Origin of the sequence: Variovorax sp. CAN15, assembly GCF_030462475.1 — a bacterium.
In the GTDB taxonomy this organism is placed as follows: domain Bacteria; phylum Pseudomonadota; class Gammaproteobacteria; order Burkholderiales; family Burkholderiaceae_C; genus Variovorax.
Genome location: NZ_JASMRZ010000005.1, coordinates 159,725 through 182,697, shown reverse-complemented (window position 1 = coordinate 182,697; position 22,973 = coordinate 159,725). Strand labels below are relative to the sequence as shown.

Sequence of the window (22,973 nt, the reverse complement as noted above, 5' to 3'; positions counted from 1 at the left end):
CCGTGTCTGCCCAAGTCGACCGCTTCGTTCACGACCGCCTGCCGCCTGCGGCGCAGTTGCCCGTCTTCCGCTACGACCTGCCCGAGCTTCGGCTGCCCGACCAGCTCAACCTGGTCGAGKAACTGCTCGACAAGGCTGCGGCGAAGGGCTTCGGCGACAAGCCGATGCTGCGCTCGCCGCAAGGCACGCTGACCTATGCGCAGGCGGCCGTCGAGGTCAACCGCATCGCGCAGGTGCTGGTCGAGGATCTCGGGCTGGTGCCGGGCAATCGTGTGCTGCTGCGCGGCGGCAATTCGGTGGCGATGGCGCTGGCATGGCTGGCGGTGGTGAAGGCCGGGCTGATCGCCGTGGCGACGATGCCGCTGCTGCGCGCCAAGGAACTGGGCGACATCATCGAGAAGTCGCAGCCTGTGGCCGCGCTGTGCGACGGGCGGCTGCTCGACGAGCTGCTGCTGGCGCAGCAGGCGCATCCAGTGCTCGCCACGGTGGTGGCGTTCAACAAGCCCGATGCGGACGATTCGCTCTCGGCGCGCGCAGCGAAGAAGAGCGGCGTGTTCAAGGCATGCCCCACGGCGTCCGACGACATCGCGCTGCTGGCCTTCACCTCGGGCACCACCGGCAAGCCGAAGGCCCCCGTCACCACGCACCGCGACGTGCTCGCGATGTGCGAAACCTGGCCGCGCCATGTGCTGCGCGCGCGCAGCGACGACATCGTGGTGGGGTCGCCGCCGCTGGCCTTCACCTTCGGGCTCGGCGGGCTGCTGGTGTTTCCGATGTGGGCGGGGGCATCGGTCTATTTCCCCGATGCGCCTTTCACGCCCGAAGGGCTRGTGAAGCTCATCAACGAAGTCGGTGCGACCATCTGCTACACGGCGCCGACCTTCTATCGCCAGATGGCGACGTTCGTGAAGCAGCACGGCATGCCCAGCCTGCGCATCAGCGTGAGTGCGGGCGAGGCCTTGCCCGACGCCACGCGCCAGTTGTGGAAGGAAGCTTCGGGCATCGAGATGCTCGATGGCATCGGCGGGACCGAGGTGTTCCACATCTACATCTCCGCTGCGGGCGACGACGTGCGCCGGGGAGCAGTCGGCAAGGCGGTGCCCGGCTTCACCGCGAAGGTGGTGGACGGCGAGGGCAACGAGGTGCCGCACGGCACGGTCGGCAAGCTCGCGCTGCAGGGGCCGGTGGGTTGCCGCTATCTCGACGATCCGCGCCAGGCCGACTATGTGAAGAACGGATGGAACTATCCGGGCGATTCGTTCGTGCAGGACGACGACGGCTATTTCTTCTATCAGGCGCGCGCGGACGACATGATCATCACGGCCGGCTACAACGTCGGCGGGCCGGAGGTGGAAGATGCGCTTCTCAAGCACCCCGCCGTGGCCGAGTGCGGCGTGATCGGCAAGCCCGATGCCGAGCGCGGCATGATCGTGAAGGCGTTCTGCGTTCTCAAGCCCGGCAACGAGGGCAACGCAGCCCTCGTGAAGGCGCTGCAGGACCATGTGAAGGCGACCATTGCGCCATTCAAATACCCAAGGGAGATCGAGTTCGTGCCGGTACTGCCGCGCACGGAAACCGGCAAGCTCCAACGATTCAAACTGAGACAACTCAACACGACATCATGATCAACAAACTCCTGCAGCCCGAAGGCTGGCTGCCTCCCAAGGGCTATGCGAACGGCGTGGCCGCTCGCGGAACGATGCTGTTCGTCGGCGGCCAGATCGGCTGGAATGCACAGCAGCAATTCGAGTCCGACGACTTCATCGACCAGTGCGGCCTGGCTCTGCGCAACATCGTCGAGGTGCTGCGCGCAGGTGGTGCGGGCCCAGAGCACATGGTGCGCATGACCTGGTACGTGACGGACCGCGACGAATACAGCCGCCGGCTGGGCGAGCTCGGGCCGGTCTATCGCGATGCGATGGGGCGCAATTTCCCGGCCATGACCTGCGTGCAGGTGGCGGCGCTGGTGGAGCACCGGGCCAAGGTCGAGATCGAGGTGACGGCGGTCATTCCGGACTGACCCGTTTCCTCGTCGCCCAAAATAAAAATGCCCTCATTGCGAGGGCATTTCTTTTTGCCACTCACTGGCAATTGATCGACAAAAAGATCGGCGAAGAAAAAGGCCCTTTGATTTGTCAAAGGGCCTTTTCAATTTGGTTGCGCGAGCAAGATTTGAACTTGCGACCTTTGGGTTATGAGCCCAACGAGCTACCAGGCTGCTCCATCGCGCGGCAGACTTAGATTATAGCTTATTCAGCGGCGTTTTGCTCGGCTGCGTCTTCTTTAATTTCAGGACGGTCGACCAGTTCGACAAGCGCCATCGGGGCGTTGTCACCCACGCGGAAACCCATCTTCAGGATGCGGGTGTAGCCGCCCGGACGCGTTGCGAAACGCGGGCCGAGGTCGCCGAAGAGCTTCACGACGGCATCGCGGTTGCGCAGGCGATCGAAGGCCAGGCGCTTGTTGGCGACGGTGGGCTTCTTGGCGAGCGTGATCATCGGCTCGATGACGCGGCGCAGTTCCTTGGCCTTGGGGACCGTGGTCTTGATGACTTCGTGCTCGATGAGCGAATTCATCATGTTCTGCAGCATCGCGAGGCGGTGCGAGCTGGTGCGGTTGAGTTTGCGGAGTCCGTGTCCGTGACGCATGGTGCTTTCCTTTACTTTATAAAAACAGGCAGCCGTGTCAGGTACTGCCCGCTGCACTGGCCCTTTTCAGGGGGCCTCTTCAAAAAATTCAAATCAACGCTTGTCGAGACCGGCCGGCGGCCAGCTTTCGAGCTTCATGCCCAAGGTCAGGCCGCGCGAGGCGAGCACTTCCTTGATTTCGTTGAGCGACTTGCGACCCAGGTTCGGGGTCTTGAGCAGCTCGTTCTCGGTGCGCTGGATCAGGTCACCGATGTAGTAGATGTTTTCGGCCTTCAGGCAGTTGGCCGAACGCACCGTCAGTTCGAGTTCGTCGACAGGGCGCAGCAGGATCGGATCGAACTGCTGTGCGCTGCGCGGAGCCGGAGCGTCGAACGCAGCGAGTTCGCCGCCTTCGAGCTGCGCGAACACGGCGAGCTGCTCGACCAGGATTTTAGCCGATGCGCGCACTGCGTCTTCGGCGGTGATCGCGCCGTTGGTCTCGATTTCGACCAGCAGCTTGTCGAGGTCGGTGCGCTGCTCGACGCGGGCGCTTTCGACGGTGTAGCTCACGCGCTTGACGGGCGAGAACGAAGCGTCGAGGACGATGCGGCCGATCGACTTGGTAGGCTCGTCCGCATAACGGCGCATCGTGCCGGGCACGTAGCCGCGGCCCTTCTCGACCTTGATCTGCATGTCGAGCTTGCCGCCTTGCGACAGGTGGGCGATCACGTGGTCGGGGTTGATGATCTCGACGTCGTGCGGGGTCTGGATGTCCGACGCCAGGACCGGGCCTTCGCCGTCCTTGCGCAGGCTCAGCGTGACTTCGTCGCGGTTGTGGAGCTTGAACACCACGCCCTTGAGGTTCAGCAGGATGTTGACGACATCTTCCTGCACGCCGTCGATCGACGAGTACTCATGCAGAACGCCAGCGATCGTGACTTCGGTGGCCGAGTAGCCCACCATGGACGACAGCAGAACGCGACGCAGCGCGTTGCCGAGCGTGTGGCCGTAGCCGCGCTCGAAAGGCTCGAGCGTCACCTTGGCCTTGTTGGCGGCAAGTTGCTCGACCTGGATGGTCTTGGGTTTCAGCAGGGTGGTTTGCATGCAGACTTCCTCTCAATACCCCCGGCTCGTTACACCGGTAAGGCTGGTGAAGCACCTGAGCCGCGACGGAGCGCGGAACAGGAACGTGAACAACAAAAACAATCTCCCGCCGGCGCGTGAAAGCGCAGGCGGGTAGAAAAAATCAACGCGAATACAGTTCGACGATCAGCGATTCGTTGATGTCGGCTGCGAATTCGTCGCGATCGGGCACCTTCTTGAACGTGCCTTCGGCCTTGTCGGCATTCACGTCGACCCATGCCGGAATACCGACTTGCTGGGCGAGTTGCAGAGCTTCGACAACGCGGGTCTGCTTCTTCGACTTGTCGCGCACGGCGATCACGTCGCCGGTCTTGACCAGGTACGACGGGATGTTGACCGACTGACCGTTCACCGTGATCGCCTTGTGCGACACGAGTTGGCGCGCTTCGGCGCGGGTCGAGCCGAAGCCCATGCGGTAGACGACGTTGTCCAGGCGCGATTCGAGGATGAACAGCAGGTTGGCGCCGGTGTTGCCACGGCGGCGGTCGGCTTCCTCGAAGTAGCGGCGGAATTGCTTCTCGAGCACGCCGTACATGCGCTTGACCTTCTGCTTCTCGCGCAGCTGCAGGCCGTAGTCGGAGGTGCGCTGGCCCGAGGTGCGGCCGTGCTGGCCTGGCTTGGAGTCGAACTTGGCCTTGTCCTGGATCGAACGGCGGGCGCTCTTCAGGAACAGGTCGGTGCCTTCACGGCGGGAAAGTTTGGCCTTGGGGCCGAGGTAACGTGCCACGATTTTTCCTTTGTGTCATCTGCCGCAGTTGCCTGCGGGAGCCATCGGCGGAATGCTGATGGCGGTGGGCTTAGTTAAAAAACAAATGCGCAGCCGCTATTCAAAGCCGGCTGCGCCTTGCTGGCTGACGATCAGATGCGGCGACGCTTCTGGGGACGGCAGCCGTTGTGCGGAACGGGCGTCACGTCGGCGATCGAATTGATCCGGATGCCGAGCGCAGCCAGTGCGCGCACCGACGATTCGCGACCGGGGCCGGGGCCCTTGATCTCGACGTCGAGGTTCTTGATGCCTTGTTCGACAGCAGCACGGCCGGCCACTTCGGAAGCCACCTGCGCAGCGAACGGCGTCGACTTGCGCGAGCCCTTGAAGCCCTGGCCACCCGACGAAGCCCACGACAGGGCGTTGCCCTGGCGATCGGTGATCGTGATGATGGTGTTGTTGAACGAAGCGTGCACGTGAGCGATACCGTCCGCGACGTTCTTGCGAACCTTCTTGCGAACGCGCTGTGCGGCGTTGTTTGCAGGTGCTTTAGCCATGCTGTTCTATCCTTATTTCTTCAGGGACTGCGCAGCCTTGCGCGGACCCTTGCGGGTGCGGGCGTTGGTGCGCGTGCGCTGGCCGCGCATCGGCAGGCCGCGACGATGACGGAAGCCGCGGTAGCAGCCGATGTCCATCAGGCGCTTGATGTTCATCGTCGTTTCGCGACGCAGGTCGCCTTCGATCGTGAACAGCGCGATCTGGTCGCGGATCTTCTCGAGATCGGCGTCGGTCAGATCCTTGATCTTCTTCGAATACTCGATGCCGCTCGCTTCGCAGATCTGACGGGCGCGGGTGCGACCGATGCCGAAGATGGCGGTCAGGCCGATTTCAGCGTGCTTGTGCGGCGGGATGTTGATGCCAGCAATACGTGCCATGTGCGTCCTCTAATACTCTTCAATCAACCCTGGCGCTGCTTGTGGCGCGGGTCGGTGCAGATCACGCGCACCACACCCTTGCGGCGGATGACCTTGCAATTACGGCAAATGGTTTTGACCGAAGCCGAAACTCTCATTTCACTCTCCTAAAACTGTTTAACGTGGCGGTCTACCGCCCGGACTCAATACTGAAACACAGCCCTACGATGTCTTGAAGTTCGCCTTCTTCAGCAGCGATTCGTACTGCTGGGACATCATGTAGTTTTGCACCTGGGCCATGAAGTCCATCGTGACGACCACGATGATCAGCAGGGAGGTACCACCGAAGTAGAACGGCACGTTGTACTTCAGGATCAGGAACTCTGGCAGCAGGCAGACGAAGGTGATGTACACCGCGCCAGCCAGCGTCAGGCGAACCAGAATCTTGTCGATGTAGCGAGCGGTCTGGTCACCCGGGCGAATGCCAGGAATGAATGCACCGCTCTTCTTCAGGTTGTCGGCCGTTTCCTTGCTGTTGAACACGAGCGCCGTGTAGAAGAAGCAGAAGAAAACGATGGCAGCGGCATACAGCAGCACGTAGATCGGCTCGCCGGGGCGCAGAGCGCTGGCAACGTCCTTGATCCAGCGAAAGCCGCCTTCACCGGTACTGAACCAGCCGACCACCGTTGCCGGCAGCAGGATGATCGACGAAGCGAAGATCGGCGGGATCACGCCAGCCATGTTCAGCTTCAGCGGCAGATGCGACGACTGGCCGCCATACACCTTGTTGCCCACCTGGCGCCGCGCATAGTTCACGAGGATCTTGCGCTGGCCGCGTTCGACGAACACCACGAAGTAGGTGACCAGCACCACCACGGCGACGATGAAGAGCGCGACGATCACGTTCATGGCACCGGTACGCACCAGCTCAAGCAGGCCGCCGATGGCGTTGGGCAGACCGGCCGCGATACCTGCAAAGATCAGGATCGAGATACCGTTGCCGAGGCCACGTTCGGTGATCTGCTCGCCGAGCCACATCAGGAACATGGAGCCCGCCGTCAGGCTCACCATGGCGGTCAGGCGGAAGCCGAAGCCGGGCGAGATGACCAGACCGGCCGACGATTCCAGAGCCACCGCGATGCTGAACGACTGGAACAGGGCCAGACCCAGCGCGCCATAGCGCGTGTACTGCGTGATCTTGCGGCGTCCCGCCTCGCCTTCCTTCTTCAATTGCTCGAAGGTCGGAAGCACGTAGGTCATCAGCTGCATGATGATCGACGCCGAGATGTACGGCATGATCCCCAACGCGAACACGGTGAAACGCGACAGCGCCCCGCCCGAGAACATGTTGAACAGGCTCAGAATGCCGCCCTGCTGGCCCTGGAACAACGCTGCCAACTGGTCCGGGTTGATACCCGGCACAGGGATATGAGCGCCAATCCGGTAGACCACGAGCGCGAGCAGCAAAAAGACGAGCCGACGACGGAGGTCGCCGAACTTGCCTGTTTTTGCGATCGTTGCCGCGTTAGTTGCCACGAAGAACTTCTTTCAGTCCGATGATGATCAGGCGATGCTGCCGCCGGCTGCTTCGATAGCAGCCTTGGCACCAGCCGTTGCGCCCACGCCCGTCAGCTTGACGGCCTTGGTGAGCTCACCGGTCTTCACGACCTTGACGACCTTGGCGAGTTGGCCCACTAGGCCGGCTTGCTTCAGCGCCAGGATGTCCACTTCGGCCAGGCCCAGTTGCTCGAGAGCAGTCAGCGTGACTTCGGCGTTGAACTTCAGCAGGTGCGACTTGAAGCCACGCTTCGGCAGGCGACGCTGCAGCGGCATTTGACCGCCTTCGAAGCCGACCTTGTGGAAACCGCCTGCGCGCGACTTCTGGCCCTTGTGGCCACGGCCCGAGGTCTTGCCCAGGCCGGAGCCGATACCGCGGCCGACACGGCGCTTGGCGTGCTTGGCGCCATCCGCCGGCTTGATGCCATTGAGTTCCATATCAGTCTCTCTTACAGAACTTTGACCAGATAACTGATCTTGTTGATCATGCCGCGCACAGCGGGCGTGTCTTGCAGCTCGCTCACGCTGTTGAGCTTGCGCAGGCCGAGGCCACGCACGGTCGCGCGATGCGATTCCTTGGTACCGATCGGGCTCTTGACCAATTGGACCTTGAGGGTTTGTTGTTGCGTCGTCATTTGAATGCTTCCTGCAGGCTTTCGAAGGCCCGCGTTTAAGCGAAGATTTCTTCGACGGTGAGGCCGCGCTTGGCAGCCACCTGGCCCGCCGTCGTCGAGTTCTTCAACCCGTCGAGCGTGGCGCGAACCATGTTGTAGGGGTTCGACGAACCATGGCTCTTGGCCACGATGTCGGTGATACCCATCACTTCGAACACGGCGCGCATCGGGCCGCCGGCGATGATGCCGGTACCCTTGGGAGCCGGGTACATCACGACAGTCGAGGCACCATGGTGGCCTTGCACCTGGTGATGCAGCGTGCCGTTCTTGATCGAAACCTTCAGCAGGTTGCGACGTGCTTCTTCCATTGCCTTCTGCACCGCAGCGGGCACTTCCTTCGACTTGCCCTTGCCCATGCCGACGCGACCATCGCCGTCACCGACCACGGTGAGTGCCGCGAAACCGAGGATACGACCACCCTTCACCACCTTGGTGACGCGGTTGATCGCGATCATCTTCTCGCGCAAACCGTCCTCGGGGCCTTCGTTCTGCGCTCTTGCCTGAATCTTTGCCATTTTGAATCTCGTGTCCGTTTAGAACTGCAGGCCGGCTTCGCGGGCAGCTTCGGCCAGCGCCTTGACGCGGCCGTGGTATGCGAAACCTGCGCGGTCGAAGGCAACCTTCTCGACGCCGGCAGCCTTCGCCTTCTCGGCGATGCGCTTGCCGACGGCGGTGGCTGCAGCGGCATTGCCGCCCTTGCCCGAACCGCCGAGCGAGGTACGCACTTCGGCTTCTGCCGTCGATGCGGTTGCAATCACCTTGGAGCCGTCGTCGGAGATGACGGTGGCGTAGATGTGCAGGTTGGTGCGATTCACCGTCAGACGGGCCACGCCCTGCGTCGCGATGCGGATGCGGGTCTGGCGCGAGCGGCGAAGACGCTGTGCTTTTTTGGTCAACATCATTTTGCTGCCCCTTACTTCTTCTTGGTCTCTTTGATCGCGATCTTCTCGTCCGAATAACGGATGCCTTTGCCCTTGTAAGGCTCAGGCGGACGAACAGCGCGGATCTCAGCGGCGATTTGACCAACGCGCTGACGGTCAGCACCCTTGATCACGATTTCGGTCGGGGTCGCGGTGAGCACCGTGATGCCTTGCGGCATGTCGATGTTGACCGGATGCGAATAACCGACTTGCAGGTTCAGCTTGTTGTTGGCTGCGGCTGCCTTGTAGCCCACGCCGACCAGGTTGAGCTTCTTCTCGAAGCCCTTGGTCACGCCAACCACCATGTTGTTCACCAGCTGACGGACCGTGCCGCTCATAGCGTTCGCTTCACGCGAATCGTTGGCGGGCTCGAAGTTCAGCTGGCCGTCATTGCTGACGATCTTGACCAGGGCATTGCGCGCCAGGCTGAGCGAACCGCCCGTGCCCTTGACGCTGATCTGGTCTTCCTTGATCGACACATCCACGCCTGCGGGGATGGTGATCGGCATTTTTCCTACTCGGGACATTTCAGTAACTCCTCGATGTCTCGGTTAGGCGACGTAGCACAGAACTTCGCCGCCGACACCGGTGGCGCGAGCCTTACGGTCGGTCATCACGCCCTTGGGGGTCGTGACGATCGCAACACCGAGGCCGTTCTGGACTTGCGGAATGGAAGAACTGGCCTTGTAGACACGCAGGCCGGGGCGGCTCACACGCTCGATGCGCTCGATGACCGGACGGCCAGCGTAGTACTTCAGCGAGATTTCAAGTTCGCTCTTGCCGGCTTCGGTCTTGACCTGGAAGCCGTCGATGTAGCCCTCGTCCTTCAGGACTTGTGCGATCGCGACCTTCACCTTGGAAGACGGGACCGACACGGTGGGCTTCGCCACCATCTGCGCGTTGCGGATACGCGTCAGCAGGTCGGCAATGGGATCACTCATGCTCATGTTGTTTGCTCCTGCCTGGCTTACCAGCTGGCCTTGGTGACACCGGGGATGTCGCCGTTGAAAGCCAGTTCGCGGATCTTGGCGCGGGCCAGACCGAATTGACGGAAAGTGCCACGCGGGCGACCGGTGATTTCGCAACGGTTGCGCTGACGCGTGGGGTTCGCGTTGCGCGGCAGCTTCTGCAGCGCCAGACGCGCAGCAGCACGTTCTTCTTCGGTCTTCTTCAGGTCGTTGGAAGCCGCCTTCAGTTCGGCGTGCTTCGCTGCGAACTTGGCAACCAGCTTGTCGCGCTTGAGTTCGCGCTGGATCAAAGATGCTTTAGCCACAGGTCACCTCAGTTCTTGAACGGGAAACGGAAGCCAGCGAGAAGCGCCTTGGCTTCTTCGTCGGTCTTGGCCGTCGTCGTGATGCTGATATTGAGACCGCGCAGGGCATCGACCTTGTCGTACTCGATCTCGGGGAAAATGATCTGTTCCTTGACGCCGATGTTGTAGTTGCCACGGCCATCGAACGCACGACCCGAGATACCACGGAAGTCGCGAACGCGCGGCAGCGCGATGGTCACGAAGCGGTCCAGGAATTCGTACATTTGCACGCCACGCAGCGTGACCATGCAACCGATCGGCTGGTTTTCGCGGATCTTGAAACCGGCGATGGCCTTCTTCGACTTGGTAACCACGGGCTTCTGGCCAGCGATCTTGGTCAGGTCGGCGACGGCGTTGTCGAGAACCTTCTTGTCGGCGACTGCTTCACCCACACCCATGTTGAGCGTGATCTTGGTGAGGCGCGGAACCTGCATCGGCGACGTGTAGCCGAACTTTTCCGTCAGGTCTTTCGCGATCTTTTCGCGATAGTGTTGTTGGAGACGTGCCATGTGAGTACCTCTTAGGCGAACTTGATTTCTTCGCCGCTCGACTTGAACACGCGAACAGCCACGCGCTTGCCGTCAACATCCTGGGAGATCTTGACGCCCACGCGATCGGCCTTGCCGGTCGCGGCGTTGAAGATCGCCACGTTGGATTGGTGAATCGGCATGGCCTTCTCGACGATGCCACCGGTCGTACCCTTGAGCGGGTTCGGCTTGGTGTGCTTCTTGACGAGGTTGATGCCTTCGATGACCACGTGCGAGTCATCCTTGCGCAGCGAGACGGTGCCCCGCTTGCCCTTGTCGCGGCCGGCCAACACGATGACCTGGTCGCCCTTGCGAATCTTGTTCATGGCGTTGTGTCCTTAGAGAACTTCGGGTGCCAGCGACACGATCTTCATGAACTTCTCGGTGCGCAGTTCGCGCGTGACCGGTCCGAAGATGCGGGTGCCGATGGGCTCCAGCTTGGCATTGAGCAACACTGCTGCGTTGCCGTCGAACTTGACGAGCGAACCGTCGGCGCGACGGATGCCCTTGGCGGTGCGGACCACCACTGCGCTGTAGATCTCGCCCTTCTTGACGCGACCACGCGGAGCGGCTTCCTTGATGCTGACCTTGATGACGTCGCCCACGCTGGCGTAACGCCGCTTGGAGCCACCGAGCACCTTGATACACAGGACGGATTTCGCGCCCGTGTTGTCGGCCACTTCGAGCCGGGATTCAGTTTGGATCATTTCTTGATATTCCCAACTTGTACCGATGTGCATCCAGGAGGGAGGCAAATCAGTCAGTCTTGGGCCCGTCGTCCATACCCCGAACCACTCGAGGCACTTCCGCTTTGGGCTGAAAGCTTCGCCTTTTGAAAGCGAAGCCCGCGATTGTTGCACGCAAGAAGCCGGAAGTCAACACCCCCGGTTGCCTTGAAGTACTGCAACTAGACTCCGGAGCGTGCACGCCCCCGAAAAACCCGTTCTTTCGACCTCATCACGGCAACGCCGCTTGCTGCTGGCCGGCGGGGCCGGTCTGGCAGGGTGGGCGCTGGCCGGCTGCAGGAGTGGCGCGACGCCGAATGCAGACCCTGGCCAGCTGCGCCTCCTCGCCCAGGCGCGCTGGCCGCACCGCCTTCATATTGAGGGAATCACGGTCGGCGGCCTCTCAGGCGTCGACTACGACCCGATCCGAGGTGAGTACCTGCTCATCAGCGACGACCGATCGGATATCGCCCCCGTGCGCTACTGCACCGCACGCTGGCCCTTCCCGCAGTCCACGCCGCCCGAGCCGACCGGCGTGGTGCAGCTGCAACGCCCCGGCGGCGGCCCCTGGCCCAGCCGGCGCAATGCGGTCGATGGCCTGCCGGTGCCCGACCCCGAAGCTCTCCGGCTGCGCCCCGCCAGCAACACCCTGCTGTGGAGCAGCGAGGGCGACGTCGCCCGCGGCTTCGGCCCGGCGCTGTACGAATCGGCCCGGGACGGCCGCTTCCTGCGCGAGTTCCGCATGCCGGCGATGTTCCAGCCCGACCCGGCCCAGCGCCGCGGCCCGCGCGACAACCTGACTTTCGAGGGCGTCAGCCTCTCGCCCGACGGCCGCTTCGCCTGGCTGGGAATGGAAAACGCCCTGGTCCAGGACGGTCCCGAGCCCACCACCAGCGCTCCGGGAGGCCCCTGCCGCTTCACCCGGGTCGACCTCGAGACCGGCCAGGTCGATCGGCAGATTGCCTATGTTCCCGACGCCATCCCTTTGCGCCCGCTGATCCCCGGCAGCTACGCCGACAACGGCGTGAGCGAAATCCTGATGCTCGACGCCGACCGCATGCTGGTGCTGGAGCGCGCCTACGCCAGCGGCGCTGGCAATTCGCTGCGCCTGTACGAGATCGACACCCGCGCCGCCAGCGACGTGCTCGCCGTCGACGCGCTGGCGTCCGGCAACCACCGGCCGGCGGCCAAGAGGCTGGTGGCCGATTTCGCAGCGCTCGGCCTGTCCAGGCTCGACAACACCGAAGGCATGTGCTGGGGCCCGCCCCTGCCAGGCGGCAGGCGCATGCTGGTGGTCGTGAGCGACGACAATTTCAACCCGCTTCAAATCACCCAGTTCGCCGCCTTCGAATACGCCGACCGACCATGACCATCGCCGTGACCTTCCTGCCCCGCACCGGCCCCGCGCCGCTGCCCCCCGTCGCCTTCATCGGGGGCGGCAACATGGCCAGCGCCATCATCGGCGGCCTGATCCAGCAAGGCACTCCGGCGGATGCCTTCGAAGTCGTCGAGCCTTTCGAGGAGGCCCGCGCGAAGCTGGCGCAGTCCTTCGGCATCGTCGCGAAGGCCGAGGCGAGCGAGGCGCTGTCGCGCTGCGGCGTGGCGGTCTGGGCAGTCAAGCCTCAGACCTTCGCCGACGCCGCGAAGGCGGTGCGCCCCTTCGCAGTCCAGGCCCTGCACCTGAGCGTGGCTGCCGGCATTCCTTCCGACAGCATCGCGCGCTGGCTCGGCACCGAACGCGTGGTACGCGCCATGCCCAACACGCCCGCGCTGGTGGGCAAGGGCATGACAGGCCTGTTCGCGCGCCCCGGCGTCGAGAACAGCGACCGCTCGATGGTCGGCCAGCTGCTGGCGCCCACCGGCGAACTGCTCTGGGTCGACGCAGAACCGGCGCTCGACGCCGTCACCGCCATGTCGGGCTCCGGCCCGGCCTACGTGTTCTATTTCATCGAGGCGATGACCGAGGCGGGAGTGGAGATGGGCCTCACGCCCGAACAGGCCCAGCGGCTGGCCATCGGCACCTTCACCGGCGCCTCGGCGCTGGCGCACAGCGCGACCGAGCCGCCGTCGGTGCTGCGCGAGCGCGTGACCTCCAAGGGAGGCACGACCTATGCGGCCATCACCTCGCTGCAGGCGGCGGACGTGAAGTCGCAGTTCAAGACCGCGATCCGCGCGGCGCAGAAGCGTGCGGCCGAACTGGGCGAGGAATTCGGCCGCGACTGAACGCGGCAGCTGGCTACATGAATAGAGAGAAGCTCAGCATCCGGACAGCGCGCCCGGGCCGAGCAGGAACAGCCATTCGGCGGCCAGCGTGACGGTGCCGTCTTCCAGCTCCAGCCAGACTTCTTCCTTCAGCAAAAAGCTGTCGCCCGGCCTGGCCGCCACGTCCGCGATGCGTATGCGCGCCCGGAAACGCGCGCCCACCGGCATCGGCCGCACGAAGCGCAGGCGATCGAAGCCGTAGTTGAGCGCGTGATTCGAGTCGAAGGGCAGCAGCGTGCGCATGGCCTCGCCGGTCAGCCGGATCAAGTGCGACACCTGGAAGAAGCCCTGCACGATGGTGCCGCCGTAGGCCGCCTCGCGCGCCGCGCGCTCGGGATCGAGGTGAATCCACTCGCCTTCGCCGTCGCCCGAGAGCTCCGAGTAGCGGTCGACCATCTCCTGCGTGATGCGATGCCAGCCGGAGTGGGCCTGCTGGCCGATCTTGAGCTTCAGCCGCTGCAGCAGCGCGTCGGACATCATGTTCCGTTCAACGCAGCGCGTAGCCGGCCACGACGCCGGCGAACACGGTGAAGCCCAGCCAGTGGTTCAGGCGGAAGGCCTTGAAGCAGCCTTCGCGCGTGCGGTCGTGGATCAGTTGCCAGTGCCACAGCGCCTGCGCCGCGGCCACCGCGATGCCGACGTAGAACAGCACGCCCAGCGAACGGCTCGCGCCGGCCCAGGCCCAGACGGCGAGGAAGATCGCGTAGCTCGTCATTACCGCCGCCACGTCGAGGCGGCCGAAGGTGATGGCCGACGTCTTCATGCCGATCTTCAGGTCGTCGTCGCGGTCGACCATCGCGTACTCGGTGTCGTAGGCCAGCACCCAGAACAGGTTGCCTGCGAGCAGCGCCGCCGCGAAGAGCGGCACGGTCGACTGCACCGCCGCAAAGGCCATCGGAATGCCGAAGCTGAAGGCGATGCCCAGCACCGCCTGCGGCACCGAGACAAAACGCTTGGCGAAGGGGTAGATCAGCGTGATGGCCAGTGCCGCGAACGACCACAGCACCGTCGTGCGGTTGGTCGTGAGCACCAGGCCGAAGGACACCAGCGCCAGCACCACGCCCAGCCCCAGCGCCTCCTTGACCGACAGCTCGCCGCTGGTCACGGGCCGCTGCGCCGTGCGCTTGACGTGGCGGTCGAAGTCGCGGTCGGCCACGTCGTTCACGCAGCAGCCGGCGCTGCGCATCAGGAAGGTGCCGAGCGTGAACACGATGAGCAGGTGCCAGCCCGGCCAGCCGCCCGCCGCGAACCACAGCGCGCCCAGCGTGGGCCAAAGCAGCAGCAGCCAGCCCGCCGGGCGGTTCCAGCGGATCAGGTCGAGATACAACGCAAAACGCCCGCGGCGAACCGCGGGCGCGATGGCGGTAGGAGCGGAATCAGTCTTCAAGGAGAGAACGCAGCATCCAGGCCGTCTGATCGTGCACCGTGCAGCGCGCGGTCAGCATGTCGGCCGTCGGGTCGTCGCCGGCTTCTTCGGCGACAGGAATGAATTCGCGCGCGATGCGCGACACGGTCTCGTGGCCCTTCACCAGGATGCGCACCATCTCCATCGCCTTGGGCGGGTTTTGCGGCACGTCGGGCACGGTGGCGATCTTGCTGAACTCGGCGTACGAGCCCGGCGCGTAGTGGCCCAGTGCGCGGATGCGCTCGGCCAGCACGTCGGTCGCGCCCCACAGCTCGGTGTACTGGGACATGAACATCGCATGCAGCGAGTTGAAGTGCGGGCCCGTCACGTTCCAGTGGAAGTTGTGCGTGGTGAGGTACAGCGTGTAGGTGTCGGCCAGCACGCGGCTCAGGCCTTCGGCGATGGCGGCGCGGTCCTGGCGCTCGATGCCGATGTTGATGATGGGCGCGTTGCGGCTGCCCGACTCCTGCGCGACCTGTTTGCCGCCCTTCTTGGGCACCTTGCCGGCGGAAGCGGCGGACGATGGTTTCTTCGAGTCTTTGGCCATGGCGGGAGATCCTTTTCTTCGGTCGAGTTCCTGGAAGGGTGTCGCCGGAATTCTGAAAGCCGGCACGCGGCTTGGCAACAGCGCCACTCTATCTCAGCGATCAACGATTCAAACCAGCAGCCGCGTAGGCCAAGTTCTCGAATTGCGGCCTGCTACGAAAGGCGCTTCACGCCCGGCAGCTCGCACGCGTAGATCGCATTGCGCAGCGCGGCGATGGCCTCGTAGCGCGTGAAGGTGCGCCGCCATGCGAGCACCACGCGGCGCGTGGGCGGATCGCGGTCCTGCGCGTCGCGCACAGGCAGATAGCGCACCATCTGCTCGGGCTCCTTGCGGCCCTTCACCTTGGGCTTGAGCGCATCGGCCGGCACCGACAGGCGCGGCACCAGCGTCACGCCCATGCCCGAGGCCACCATGTGCTTGATGGTCTCGAGCGAAGAGCCCTCGAAGCTCTTGCGGATGCCCTCGGCATTGCTGGAGAAGCGCGCGAACTCCGGGCACACCTCCAGCACGTGGTCGCGGAAGCAATGGCCGGTGCCCAGCAGCAGCATGGTCTCGCTCTGCAGTTCTTCAGACGTGATCGATTCGCGGTCGGCAAACTTGTGCTTGCTCGGCAGCGCCGCCATGAAAGGCTCGTCGTACAGCGGCGCCATCGCCAGACCGGTGTCGGGAAAGGGCTCGGCCATGATGGCGCAGTCGATCTCGCCCGCGCGCAGCATCTCCAGCAGCTTGACGGTGAAGTTCTCCTGCAGCACCAGCGGCATCTGTGGCGTGCGCTGGATCACCTGGCGCACGAGGTCGGGCAGCAGGTAAGGCCCGATGGTGTAGATGACGCCCAGGTTCAGCGGTCCGGCCAGCGGGTCCTTGCCGCGCTTGGCGATCTCCTTGATGCTCGCGGCCTGGTCGAGCACGCTCTGGGCCTGCTGCACGATCTGCTCGCCCAGCGGCGTGACGGTCACTTCGCCGGCACTGCGCTCGAAGAGCTTGACCTCGAGCTCGTCCTCGAGCTTCTTGATGGCAACAGAGAGCGTCGGCTGCGAAACGTAGCAGGCCTCGGCCGCCTTGCCGAAGTGCCGTTCGCGGGCCACTGCGACGATGTATTTGAGTTCGGTGAGAGTCATAGCTTGCGTCAATTATGCGCAAGGGCCTGTGACACGGCAGGCCTGGGGTCTTGGAGGCTCCCAACAGAGTGTCAAATTTCCCAACAGAGTGTCAAAAGCTGAATCGCCCCGGCTTTCACGGAAGCCGGGGCGATTCAGATGGCATCTGGAATGCAGCGCGCCATGAGTCCGAGCAAGACGTGGTCGAGCGGGACGAAGTAGATGCCGGGACGAGTCTTTCGCACTTGGCCCGTGCCGGGGCACTGGATACCAGGGCGGAGGATCGTCCCTTGTCGGACACACGCGCCGAACGCTGGGCGATCCTTCCGAAGGGAACGGGCCCGTTTGAGCACATGAAGAGCGTGCTCGCGCGGCAGGACCTCGCGCTGCCCAGCGTGGTCGTCGAGACGCGCTCGGTCATGGCGCTCAAGAGCCTGCTCGGCCGCTCGGGCTTTCCTGGGTGGATGCCGGCGCCGATGTACGACGCCGAGCGAAAGGCCGGGCTGCTCGACGAGCTTCGCGCGCTGACGGCAGCCTGAAGCGACATGAGGCACGCATCGATCGAAGATGGTCAGACGACCATGTGCTGCTCGATCCGCTCGCGGCCCAGGGCGGCGAAGTTGCCCTGCAGGACAACCTCTCCGTGGTCCAGGACCAGGACCGTGTCGGCAAAGGCCGCGACGAACTCCAGGTTCTGCTCGACGATGATGAACGAATCGCCACTGGCTTTCCTGCGATTGACCATCGCGGCCATCCGGTCGATGTTTTCCGGCTGTACACCTTCGGTAGGTTCGTCGAGCATCGCGAGCTTCGCCTGCAGCCCCATGGTCCGGGCGAAGGACAACAGCTTGCGCTCGCCGCCGCTGAGCGACCCCGCCCGCTGGTCGAGCCGGCGCTGAAGCAGCGGGAAGTGCTGGAAGACCTCCTCGTACCGTTCGGCCTTCCTGTCGTCGAGGTGCAGCCACAGGTTGTCCGCCACCGTCAGCTCGCCGAAAACGACGTTCTCCTGGGGCGCGAATGCGATTCCCAGGCCAAGCCGGGCGTGCAGCGGCTTGTCGCCGAGCGCCTGGCCGTTCCAGTCGACGTCGCCGCTCGTGAGCGGCAACTGGCCAGCCAAGGCCTTCAGGAGCGTGCTCTTGCCGACACCGTTTCTTCCCACGATGGCGAGCGCACGGCCGGGCCGGACTTCTCCGGACACCCCACGGACCACGACGGTGTCGCCGTAGCCGCATACCAATTCGTTGAAGACCAGAGTCATTTGCGGCCTCCCGCGTACACCGCCCGCACCGCCGCGCTGGACTGGATGTCCGCCAGCGAGCCCTTGTCGAGGAGACGCCCCTGGTGCAGCACATACACATCGCCGCCCATGGCATCCACGGCCGTGATGTCATGCTCGATGAGCAGCGCAGCCGCACCGATCTGGCTCACCAGGGTCTTGATGGCATCGATCATTTGATGGGTCTCGCCGGGCGAAAGCCCCGCGCAGGGTTCGTCCAGCAACACCAGCTTCGGCTCCGGAAGGAGCGTCATCGCCAGTTCCAGCGCTTGCCGATGCCCTTGCGCCAGCGTGCCGGCCGGAGCGTCGAGTTGCGACGCGAGGGCGGGAAACTCTTGCAGGATGTCGGCGAGAAGCCCGGTGTGCCATCCCAGCGTGGCCCGCTTCAGCATGTCGACGGCGGATGCCCGCCCGGCCCAGACAGCCAGGCCCAGGTTCTCCCGCACCGTGAGGTCGTGAAAGACCGACGGCACCTGCATCTTGCGTCCGATGCCCTTGCGCGCCACGCGCCACGCGGACAGGCCACCGATATCGTGGCCGTTGAGCGCGACCCCGCCGCCGAGAAGCGGAAGCCGGCCCGTGATGACGTTGAACGAAGAGGTCTTCCCCGCGCCGTTGGGACCGATGACGCAGCGGATACCGGGCCCGCTGAGGGCCAGGGAAAGCCCGTCGAGGATCGTCACGCCCGACTGGGCCGTCTTCACCCCGTCGAGAGTCAGGGAAACGGGCGCCTTGGTCGTAGCCGCTTCATGCGCGGCAGGGGCCGGCGAATCCTTGCCGTGGCGCGGGTCGGCCCGGCGCTTCAGCAGGCCGGCGACTCCGTTCGGCAGGAACAGCACCACGACGATGAAGAGCGCCGCCACCGCGACTTCCCAGTAGAGGAACTGCTCCCGAAGCTCGGCGGACGCATAGCCGACCACGGTGGCACCGAGCAATGGCCCCAGCGAGCTCCCCTTGCCTCCGACGGCGGCCCAGATCACGAACTCAGTCGAGAGGATGAAGCTCATCGCCTGCGGGGTCACGATGCCCTGGTGCGCGGAGAACAAGGCACCTGCCGCCGCGGCGAGCAAGGCGGAGAACGCGTAGGCGTTCGCCTTGACCCGGTCCGTTGCATACCCGAGCAGCTGAAGCCGCTCCTCGTTCTGCGCCACCGCCTCCCAGACCACCCCGATGGGCCGGGCTGCCAGCATCGCGAGCACGAGCGTCGAGACGACCGCGACCGCCGCCACGAGCCAGTACAAGGTCTCGTAGCGGGACGTGCCCGGAATGTCGGGAATGTTCGCCATGCCGTTGAAGCCGCCGGTAAGGCCGCTCCACTGCTGCGCCGCCAGGAAGCCCAGCATCGTCAGCGCCAGGGTGATGAGCGAGAAGTAGGGCCCGCTGCGCGAGCTTCTGGCGAACACCAGGCGCGCGATGACGTAGGCGAGCAACGCCGGCACCGCCACGGCGAGCGGCAGCGCCAGGTACAGCGCGGGGTTCGACTCCGCGCCCTTGAGCATTCCCCCGAAGAGGTAGGCTCCCAGCCCGAAGAAGAGCGCGTGCCCCAGGGGCAGGAATCCAAGGCGCCCCCAGCAGAGGGCCACGCCCTGCGCGGCAATCCCGTAGATCAGGAACAGGGCGATCTGGTACGCCACGAACTCGCTGGACGCGAACGGCAGCGCAACCAGTACCGCGGCCAGGAAGGCCGCCGATTTAGCGTCGCGAAAAAAGGCCATTGGGCTTGAGCCACAGAAAGATGATGGAGAGCATGAGCACCACCGCGTAGCCGCTGGTCTGCCCTGCCACGCTGCTGACGATGGCCTGCGAGCCGCCGATGATTCCGACACCGCCGAACATGCCGCCCAAGGTCCCGAGCCCGCCCACGACCAGCACGAAGAACGCGTCCAGCAGGTAGTCGACGCCGATGCCCGGTTCGATGCGGATCAACGGCGCAAGGAGCACCCCGGACAGGCCGGCGAACACGACTCCGATGACGAACGCCTGCGAAGCGAGCCGGCGGGTGTTGATGCCCAGCGCCTGCGCAAGAACGGGATTCGCCGTCATGGCACGCACTCGAAGCCCGGCCGCACTGCGCCGATACCAGAGGAAGAGCCCCGCCATCACAGCGAGCGCCAGAACGATCAGCGCCAGGCGATAGGCCGGGTACTGCGAACCGAAGACCATCATCGGTTCGGTCAGCGTCGATTCGACGTTCCGGTACTCCCTGCCGAAGACCGCTTCGACCAGCTTTCTCAGGAGCATGGCGAGCGCCCAGGTCGCGAGCAGCGTATCGAAAGGCCGCGCATAGAGCGGCCGTATGAGCCAGCGCTCCACCACGTACCCGAGCGCGCCGCACACCACCACCGCCAGGGGAGCCGCGGCCACCAGCGGCAGCCCCAGCTTCTGCACCGTCACCACCGAATAGGCCCCGAGCATCACGAACTCCCCGTGCGCCATGTTCATGACGCCCAGCAGGCCGAAGACGATCGCCAGGCCCAGCGTCGTGAGTGCGAGCGTGGACAGTTCGTAGGCCAGGTTCAGGCCGTGCAGCAGGATGTTGCCGTCGAGCATGGTCAGACCTTGCAAGTCTGGCCGGCGCCGACTTTCGGGAAGGTCTTCACCACGCGGAAGCCCTTGTCCGTGACGTCGGCCACGTAGATGTCCTGCTCCACGTGGCGCGCCTTCACGGTCACCGTGCCTCTCGGACCGTCGTAGGTCGTTCCATTCGAGGCGGCATCGAGCTTCGCCGGGTCCAGGCTCCCCGCCTTCTTCGCGAGCGCTTCGAGCATCAGGAAGCCTTCGTAGGTCGATTCGGCGAGGCCGTTCAGTGCCGGTGCATTCGCGCCGTTGGCCTTGGCATAGTCCGCGGCGAAGGCCTTTGCCGCGGGCGTGTCGATGTTCGCGAAGTATCCCGAGCTCGAATAGAGGTTGCGCGCGTTGGCGAAGCCGATGCCCGCGAGGGTGTTCTCCTCGATCAGCGTGCCCAGGCGGATCGCCTTGTCCGAAAGGCCGAAGCTCGCGAACGACTTGTTGAAGGTCACCGAAGCCCCGCCGACCAGCGACACGAGCACGGCGTCCGCGCCGCTGTCGCGGATGCGCGCGAGGCTCGCATCGAAGTTGTCGACGGTGAAGGGAAGGTACTCGTCCCCGACCACCTTGGCGCCGGTCTTCTCGATGTAGGCCCTGGCGGTGGCATTGGTGTTGCGGCCCCAGATGTAGTCGTTGCCGATCATGTACCACTTGGTCGGCTTTCGTTCGGCCGCCAGCCATGGGATGACGGGCTCGAGCTGCTGCTGCGGCGTCTCGCCCTTGACGTACGTACCCTTTGCGCACTCCCCGCCTTCATAGACGGGCGTGTACAGGTACGGCACCTGGCCCTTGAACAGCCCCACGAGCGCACCGCGCACCGCGCTGTCGTGCATTCCGATGACGGCACCCGCCTTCTGGCCCTTCCAGAGCCTCAGCGCGGCCTGGCCAGCTTCCGCAGGAGCGAGGCCCGCATCTCCGTACAGGAGCTCGATCTTGCGGCCCAGCACGCCGCCACGGGCGTTCAAGGCTACGGCGGCCATCTCGGCGCACGCCTTGCACGACGGACCGAACAACCCTCCGGGACCGCTCTGGGGAATCATCACGGCCACCTTGAGCGGGTCGGCCGCGAAGGCTTTGGGCAGTGCGGAAGCTGCCCCTGCGGCCAGCGTTGCTTGCAGGAAATGACGACGATCCATGGAATGCTCCTTCGGGATTTCAGTTGGGAGTTGTGAGTTGAGGGGCAGGCGGAAGCGCTGACTGGACGGCTTCGGCGATCGCCAGAAGCCGGCGGTCGGAGTTCATGGGGCCATCGAGCGCGAGGCCCACCGGCAGGTTGTCGGCAAGGCCGAGAGGGATGGTCACGCCGGGCAACGATGCATTGCTTCCGGGGTCTGTATTGCGAATGAATGTCCCGAAGGTCGACTGCTGCGTGCCGTTCAGGTCGACCGTCTCGTCCTCACCGATGAGGGCCGCAACCCGTGGCGTCGTGGGGAAGACCAGCGCTTCGATCCGATGCGATTCGAATGTCCGCTTGTAGAGGGCCTGCAACTGCCGTCTCGCCTGAAGAGCGCTCTCGTAGACTTCTTCGGGAATGCTCCCGCCGGTCAGAAGCGTACCGACCGCGCCGCGCACGTCCGGGCTGCCGACGGCTGCGATCAGCTCCTCGAGCGTGACGCCGCGCCCGCGCTCCTCGAGATATCTCCGCATGTCGCGTACGAACTCGAAGAGCGCCACCGGGAAGCCGACACCGGCATTGAGCTCGCGCAGGGCGGGCATGTCGACATCCACGAACTCGACACCGGCCTGCCGCAGCGTCTTGAGCGCGGATTCAGCCACCTGTTCGAGTGCGGGCTCCAGGTCATTCCAGAACGGAAGCCTCGGGACGCCAAGGCGCAGCCCCTTGAGCGCCACCTTCACCTGGCCGTCCTTGGCGCCTGTCATCACCTCATCGAGAAGGGCGCAGTCCGCAATGGTGTAGGCCACCGGCCCGGGCGTGTCACGAGTGAGCGAAATTGGTGCGATGCCCTGTGCCGACACGCGTCCCACGGTCGGCCGGAAGCCGCTGACCCCGCAGAGGGCCGCCGGGACGCGGACCGACCCGCCCGTGTCCGTTCCGATGGAGGCGGGAACAATGCGCGCACCGACCACGGCGCCCGAGCCCCCGCTGCTGCCGCCGGGAATCCTGGTGCGATCCCAGGGGTTTCTGACGGCACCGGTGACCGCGTTGTTGTTGGTGATGCCGAACGCCAGCTCGTGCATACCCACTTTGCCCGCAATCACGGCCCCCGCCGTCCGCAGGCGGGCGACCAGCTCCGCATCCGCGTTGGGCTTCTTTCCGCTCAATGACGCCGTACCGGCTCCACAGGCCATGCCGGCCGCCTCGATGTTGTCCTTCAAGGCGATGGGAATGCCCAGCAGGGGGAGCCGCTCGCCGGCGGCAAGACGACGGTCCGCATCGCGCGCTTCCTTCCGCAGTGCTTCGGGATCGAAGCTGACCCACACGTTGAGGTCGCTGCGGGCTTGCGACCGCGCGATGCAGGCCTCGGCCAGATCCAGGCTTGAAACGGACGCTCCATCAAGGAGCTTGCGAATGGCAGAGAGAGGAAGGTCGATCGCGTGCATGGCTCGTTCAGCGTTTGGTGACGATTCAATGTACGCAGCGGGGTTTTGCCGGGAACCTATAGAAATCGTTAGGGGGCCCGCTCGCCGGACGAAACGTAGGGTCAGACCCGACTGGCGAAAACCTCCCTACTGCCTAGCATTGGTGCCCCTC

At 64.5% G+C, this 22,973-nt stretch carries 31 protein-coding genes and 1 tRNA gene; 5 read left to right on the top strand and 27 right to left on the bottom strand.

The genetic code is table 11. The annotated features are described in order from the left end of the window. The first annotated feature begins 2 nt into the window (after positions 1 to 2). Complete coding sequence (locus QMO14_RS06705) at positions 3 to 1,625, top strand: AMP-binding protein (protein ID WP_301505594.1); 1,623 nt, start codon at positions 3 to 5, stop codon at positions 1,623 to 1,625. Continuing rightward, positions 1,622 to 2,020, top strand: coding sequence for a RidA family protein (locus tag QMO14_RS06700; protein ID WP_301505593.1), 399 nt, complete (start codon positions 1,622 to 1,624; stop codon positions 2,018 to 2,020). Before QMO14_RS06705 ends, QMO14_RS06700 begins: the two co-directional genes overlap by 4 nt. Before the next feature lie 134 nt (positions 2,021 to 2,154). Here QMO14_RS06700 and QMO14_RS06695 read toward each other — a convergent pair. The 18 genes from QMO14_RS06695 to rplN form a co-directional block, all read right to left on the bottom strand. After that, positions 2,155 to 2,231: transfer RNA gene (locus tag QMO14_RS06695), tRNA-Met, on the bottom strand. 18 nt (positions 2,232 to 2,249) lie between these two features. Further along, entirely contained in the window at positions 2,250 to 2,648 is a 399-nt protein-coding gene (rplQ, locus tag QMO14_RS06690; RefSeq protein ID WP_126021204.1) for a 50S ribosomal protein L17, read from the bottom strand. A 93-nt stretch (positions 2,649 to 2,741) separates the two neighbouring features. Next, on the bottom strand, positions 2,742 to 3,731 hold the full coding sequence (rpoA, locus tag QMO14_RS06685) for a DNA-directed RNA polymerase subunit alpha (protein WP_009124827.1): 990 nt from the start codon (positions 3,729 to 3,731) through the stop codon (positions 2,742 to 2,744). Positions 3,732 to 3,873: 142 nt separating this feature from the next. Further along, the gene (gene rpsD, locus QMO14_RS06680; RefSeq protein WP_093196104.1) at positions 3,874 to 4,497 is read right to left on the bottom strand and encodes a 30S ribosomal protein S4; all 624 of its coding nucleotides are present in this window, start codon (positions 4,495 to 4,497) and stop codon (positions 3,874 to 3,876) included. A 131-nt stretch (positions 4,498 to 4,628) separates the two neighbouring features. Continuing rightward, the gene (gene rpsK, locus QMO14_RS06675; protein WP_009124825.1) at positions 4,629 to 5,033 is read right to left on the bottom strand and encodes a 30S ribosomal protein S11; all 405 of its coding nucleotides are present in this window, start codon (positions 5,031 to 5,033) and stop codon (positions 4,629 to 4,631) included. A 12-nt stretch (positions 5,034 to 5,045) separates the two neighbouring features. After that, on the bottom strand, positions 5,046 to 5,411 hold the full coding sequence (rpsM, locus tag QMO14_RS06670) for a 30S ribosomal protein S13 (protein ID WP_013544105.1): 366 nt from the start codon (positions 5,409 to 5,411) through the stop codon (positions 5,046 to 5,048). A 23-nt stretch (positions 5,412 to 5,434) separates the two neighbouring features. Continuing rightward, a complete protein-coding gene (rpmJ, locus tag QMO14_RS06665) occupies positions 5,435 to 5,548 on the bottom strand; it encodes a 50S ribosomal protein L36 (RefSeq protein WP_013544106.1) in 114 nt (37 codons plus the stop codon). A 64-nt stretch (positions 5,549 to 5,612) separates the two neighbouring features. After that, on the bottom strand, positions 5,613 to 6,926 hold the full coding sequence (secY, locus tag QMO14_RS06660) for a preprotein translocase subunit SecY (RefSeq protein ID WP_176665147.1): 1,314 nt from the start codon (positions 6,924 to 6,926) through the stop codon (positions 5,613 to 5,615). A 27-nt stretch (positions 6,927 to 6,953) separates the two neighbouring features. Continuing rightward, the gene (gene rplO / locus QMO14_RS06655; protein ID WP_019653975.1) at positions 6,954 to 7,385 is read right to left on the bottom strand and encodes a 50S ribosomal protein L15; all 432 of its coding nucleotides are present in this window, start codon (positions 7,383 to 7,385) and stop codon (positions 6,954 to 6,956) included. A gap of 11 nt (positions 7,386 to 7,396) precedes the next feature. Beyond that, positions 7,397 to 7,582, bottom strand: coding sequence for a 50S ribosomal protein L30 (gene rpmD, locus QMO14_RS06650; RefSeq protein WP_009124818.1), 186 nt, complete (start codon positions 7,580 to 7,582; stop codon positions 7,397 to 7,399). A 35-nt stretch (positions 7,583 to 7,617) separates the two neighbouring features. Continuing rightward, positions 7,618 to 8,136 carry a 30S ribosomal protein S5 gene (rpsE, locus tag QMO14_RS06645; protein ID WP_301505592.1) on the bottom strand — a complete coding sequence of 173 codons (519 nt, stop codon included), beginning with the start codon at positions 8,134 to 8,136 and terminating at the stop codon, positions 7,618 to 7,620. 18 nt (positions 8,137 to 8,154) lie between these two features. Continuing rightward, positions 8,155 to 8,520, bottom strand: coding sequence for a 50S ribosomal protein L18 (rplR, locus tag QMO14_RS06640; protein WP_081267539.1), 366 nt, complete (start codon positions 8,518 to 8,520; stop codon positions 8,155 to 8,157). 14 nt (positions 8,521 to 8,534) lie between these two features. Continuing rightward, on the bottom strand, positions 8,535 to 9,068 hold the full coding sequence (gene rplF, locus QMO14_RS06635; protein ID WP_301505591.1) for a 50S ribosomal protein L6: 534 nt from the start codon (positions 9,066 to 9,068) through the stop codon (positions 8,535 to 8,537). 24 nt (positions 9,069 to 9,092) lie between these two features. Beyond that, positions 9,093 to 9,488, bottom strand: a complete 396-nt coding sequence (gene rpsH / locus QMO14_RS06630) for a 30S ribosomal protein S8 (RefSeq protein ID WP_301505590.1) — start codon at positions 9,486 to 9,488, stop codon at positions 9,093 to 9,095. Positions 9,489 to 9,508: 20 nt separating this feature from the next. Continuing rightward, positions 9,509 to 9,814 carry a 30S ribosomal protein S14 gene (gene rpsN, locus QMO14_RS06625; protein ID WP_019653969.1) on the bottom strand — a complete coding sequence of 102 codons (306 nt, stop codon included), beginning with the start codon at positions 9,812 to 9,814 and terminating at the stop codon, positions 9,509 to 9,511. A gap of 8 nt (positions 9,815 to 9,822) precedes the next feature. Then, the gene (gene rplE / locus QMO14_RS06620) at positions 9,823 to 10,362 is read right to left on the bottom strand and encodes a 50S ribosomal protein L5 (protein ID WP_081267426.1); all 540 of its coding nucleotides are present in this window, start codon (positions 10,360 to 10,362) and stop codon (positions 9,823 to 9,825) included. Between the two features lie 11 nt (positions 10,363 to 10,373). Continuing rightward, positions 10,374 to 10,706, bottom strand: coding sequence for a 50S ribosomal protein L24 (gene rplX, locus QMO14_RS06615; protein WP_301505589.1), 333 nt, complete (start codon positions 10,704 to 10,706; stop codon positions 10,374 to 10,376). Between the two features lie 12 nt (positions 10,707 to 10,718). Then, positions 10,719 to 11,087, bottom strand: coding sequence for a 50S ribosomal protein L14 (rplN, locus tag QMO14_RS06610; RefSeq protein WP_009124801.1), 369 nt, complete (start codon positions 11,085 to 11,087; stop codon positions 10,719 to 10,721). 214 nt (positions 11,088 to 11,301) lie between these two features. Here rplN and QMO14_RS06605 point away from each other — a divergent pair, with 214 nt between their 5' ends. Together QMO14_RS06605 and proC are read left to right on the top strand one after the other, a co-directional pair. Further along, a complete protein-coding gene (locus QMO14_RS06605; RefSeq protein WP_301505588.1) occupies positions 11,302 to 12,474 on the top strand; it encodes an esterase-like activity of phytase family protein in 1,173 nt (390 codons plus the stop codon). Continuing rightward, positions 12,471 to 13,328, top strand: coding sequence for a pyrroline-5-carboxylate reductase (gene proC, locus QMO14_RS06600; RefSeq protein WP_301505587.1), 858 nt, complete (start codon positions 12,471 to 12,473; stop codon positions 13,326 to 13,328). The genes QMO14_RS06605 and proC overlap by 4 nt, the downstream gene beginning before the upstream one ends. Positions 13,329 to 13,361: 33 nt before the next feature. Here the strand turns inward: proC and QMO14_RS06595 are convergent, their stop codons facing one another. The 4 genes from QMO14_RS06595 to QMO14_RS06580 all read right to left on the bottom strand — a co-directional run bounded on the left by QMO14_RS06595 (position 13,362) and on the right by QMO14_RS06580 (position 16,437). Further along, the gene (locus QMO14_RS06595) at positions 13,362 to 13,847 is read right to left on the bottom strand and encodes a MaoC/PaaZ C-terminal domain-containing protein (RefSeq protein ID WP_301505586.1); all 486 of its coding nucleotides are present in this window, start codon (positions 13,845 to 13,847) and stop codon (positions 13,362 to 13,364) included. A 7-nt stretch (positions 13,848 to 13,854) separates the two neighbouring features. Continuing rightward, entirely contained in the window at positions 13,855 to 14,754 is a 900-nt protein-coding gene (gene ubiA / locus QMO14_RS06590) for a 4-hydroxybenzoate octaprenyltransferase (protein ID WP_301505585.1), read from the bottom strand. Further along, a complete protein-coding gene (locus QMO14_RS06585; protein WP_301505584.1) occupies positions 14,744 to 15,319 on the bottom strand; it encodes a Dps family protein in 576 nt (191 codons plus the stop codon). The genes ubiA and QMO14_RS06585 overlap by 11 nt, the downstream gene beginning before the upstream one ends. A gap of 152 nt (positions 15,320 to 15,471) precedes the next feature. Next, positions 15,472 to 16,437, bottom strand: coding sequence for a LysR substrate-binding domain-containing protein (locus QMO14_RS06580; RefSeq protein WP_301505583.1), 966 nt, complete (start codon positions 16,435 to 16,437; stop codon positions 15,472 to 15,474). Between the two features lie 269 nt (positions 16,438 to 16,706). Here QMO14_RS06580 and QMO14_RS06575 point away from each other — a divergent pair, with 269 nt between their 5' ends. Continuing rightward, positions 16,707 to 16,955: a hypothetical protein gene (locus tag QMO14_RS06575; protein WP_301505582.1), complete on the top strand. Its 249-nt coding sequence runs from the start codon at positions 16,707 to 16,709 to the stop codon at positions 16,953 to 16,955. 32 nt (positions 16,956 to 16,987) lie between these two features. Here QMO14_RS06575 and QMO14_RS06570 read toward each other — a convergent pair whose 3' ends face one another. The 5 genes from QMO14_RS06570 to iaaH are packed head-to-tail and all read right to left on the bottom strand — an operon-like array spanning position 16,988 to position 22,822. After that, a complete protein-coding gene (locus QMO14_RS06570) occupies positions 16,988 to 17,674 on the bottom strand; it encodes an ABC transporter ATP-binding protein (RefSeq protein WP_301505581.1) in 687 nt (228 codons plus the stop codon). Continuing rightward, positions 17,671 to 19,407 carry an ATP-binding cassette domain-containing protein gene (locus tag QMO14_RS06565; protein WP_301505580.1) on the bottom strand — a complete coding sequence of 579 codons (1,737 nt, stop codon included), beginning with the start codon at positions 19,405 to 19,407 and terminating at the stop codon, positions 17,671 to 17,673. The genes QMO14_RS06570 and QMO14_RS06565 overlap by 4 nt, the downstream gene beginning before the upstream one ends. Beyond that, positions 19,385 to 20,242, bottom strand: a complete 858-nt coding sequence (locus QMO14_RS06560; protein WP_301505579.1) for a branched-chain amino acid ABC transporter permease — start codon at positions 20,240 to 20,242, stop codon at positions 19,385 to 19,387. The genes QMO14_RS06565 and QMO14_RS06560 overlap by 23 nt, the downstream gene beginning before the upstream one ends. A 2-nt stretch (positions 20,243 to 20,244) precedes the next feature. Continuing rightward, on the bottom strand, positions 20,245 to 21,396 hold the full coding sequence (locus QMO14_RS06555; RefSeq protein WP_301505578.1) for a substrate-binding domain-containing protein: 1,152 nt from the start codon (positions 21,394 to 21,396) through the stop codon (positions 20,245 to 20,247). A 19-nt stretch (positions 21,397 to 21,415) separates the two neighbouring features. Further along, positions 21,416 to 22,822 (bottom strand): indoleacetamide hydrolase, encoded by a 1,407-nt coding sequence (gene iaaH, locus QMO14_RS06550; protein WP_301505577.1) that lies wholly within the window; start codon positions 22,820 to 22,822, stop codon positions 21,416 to 21,418. Between the last annotated feature and the right edge of the window lie 151 nt (positions 22,823 to 22,973).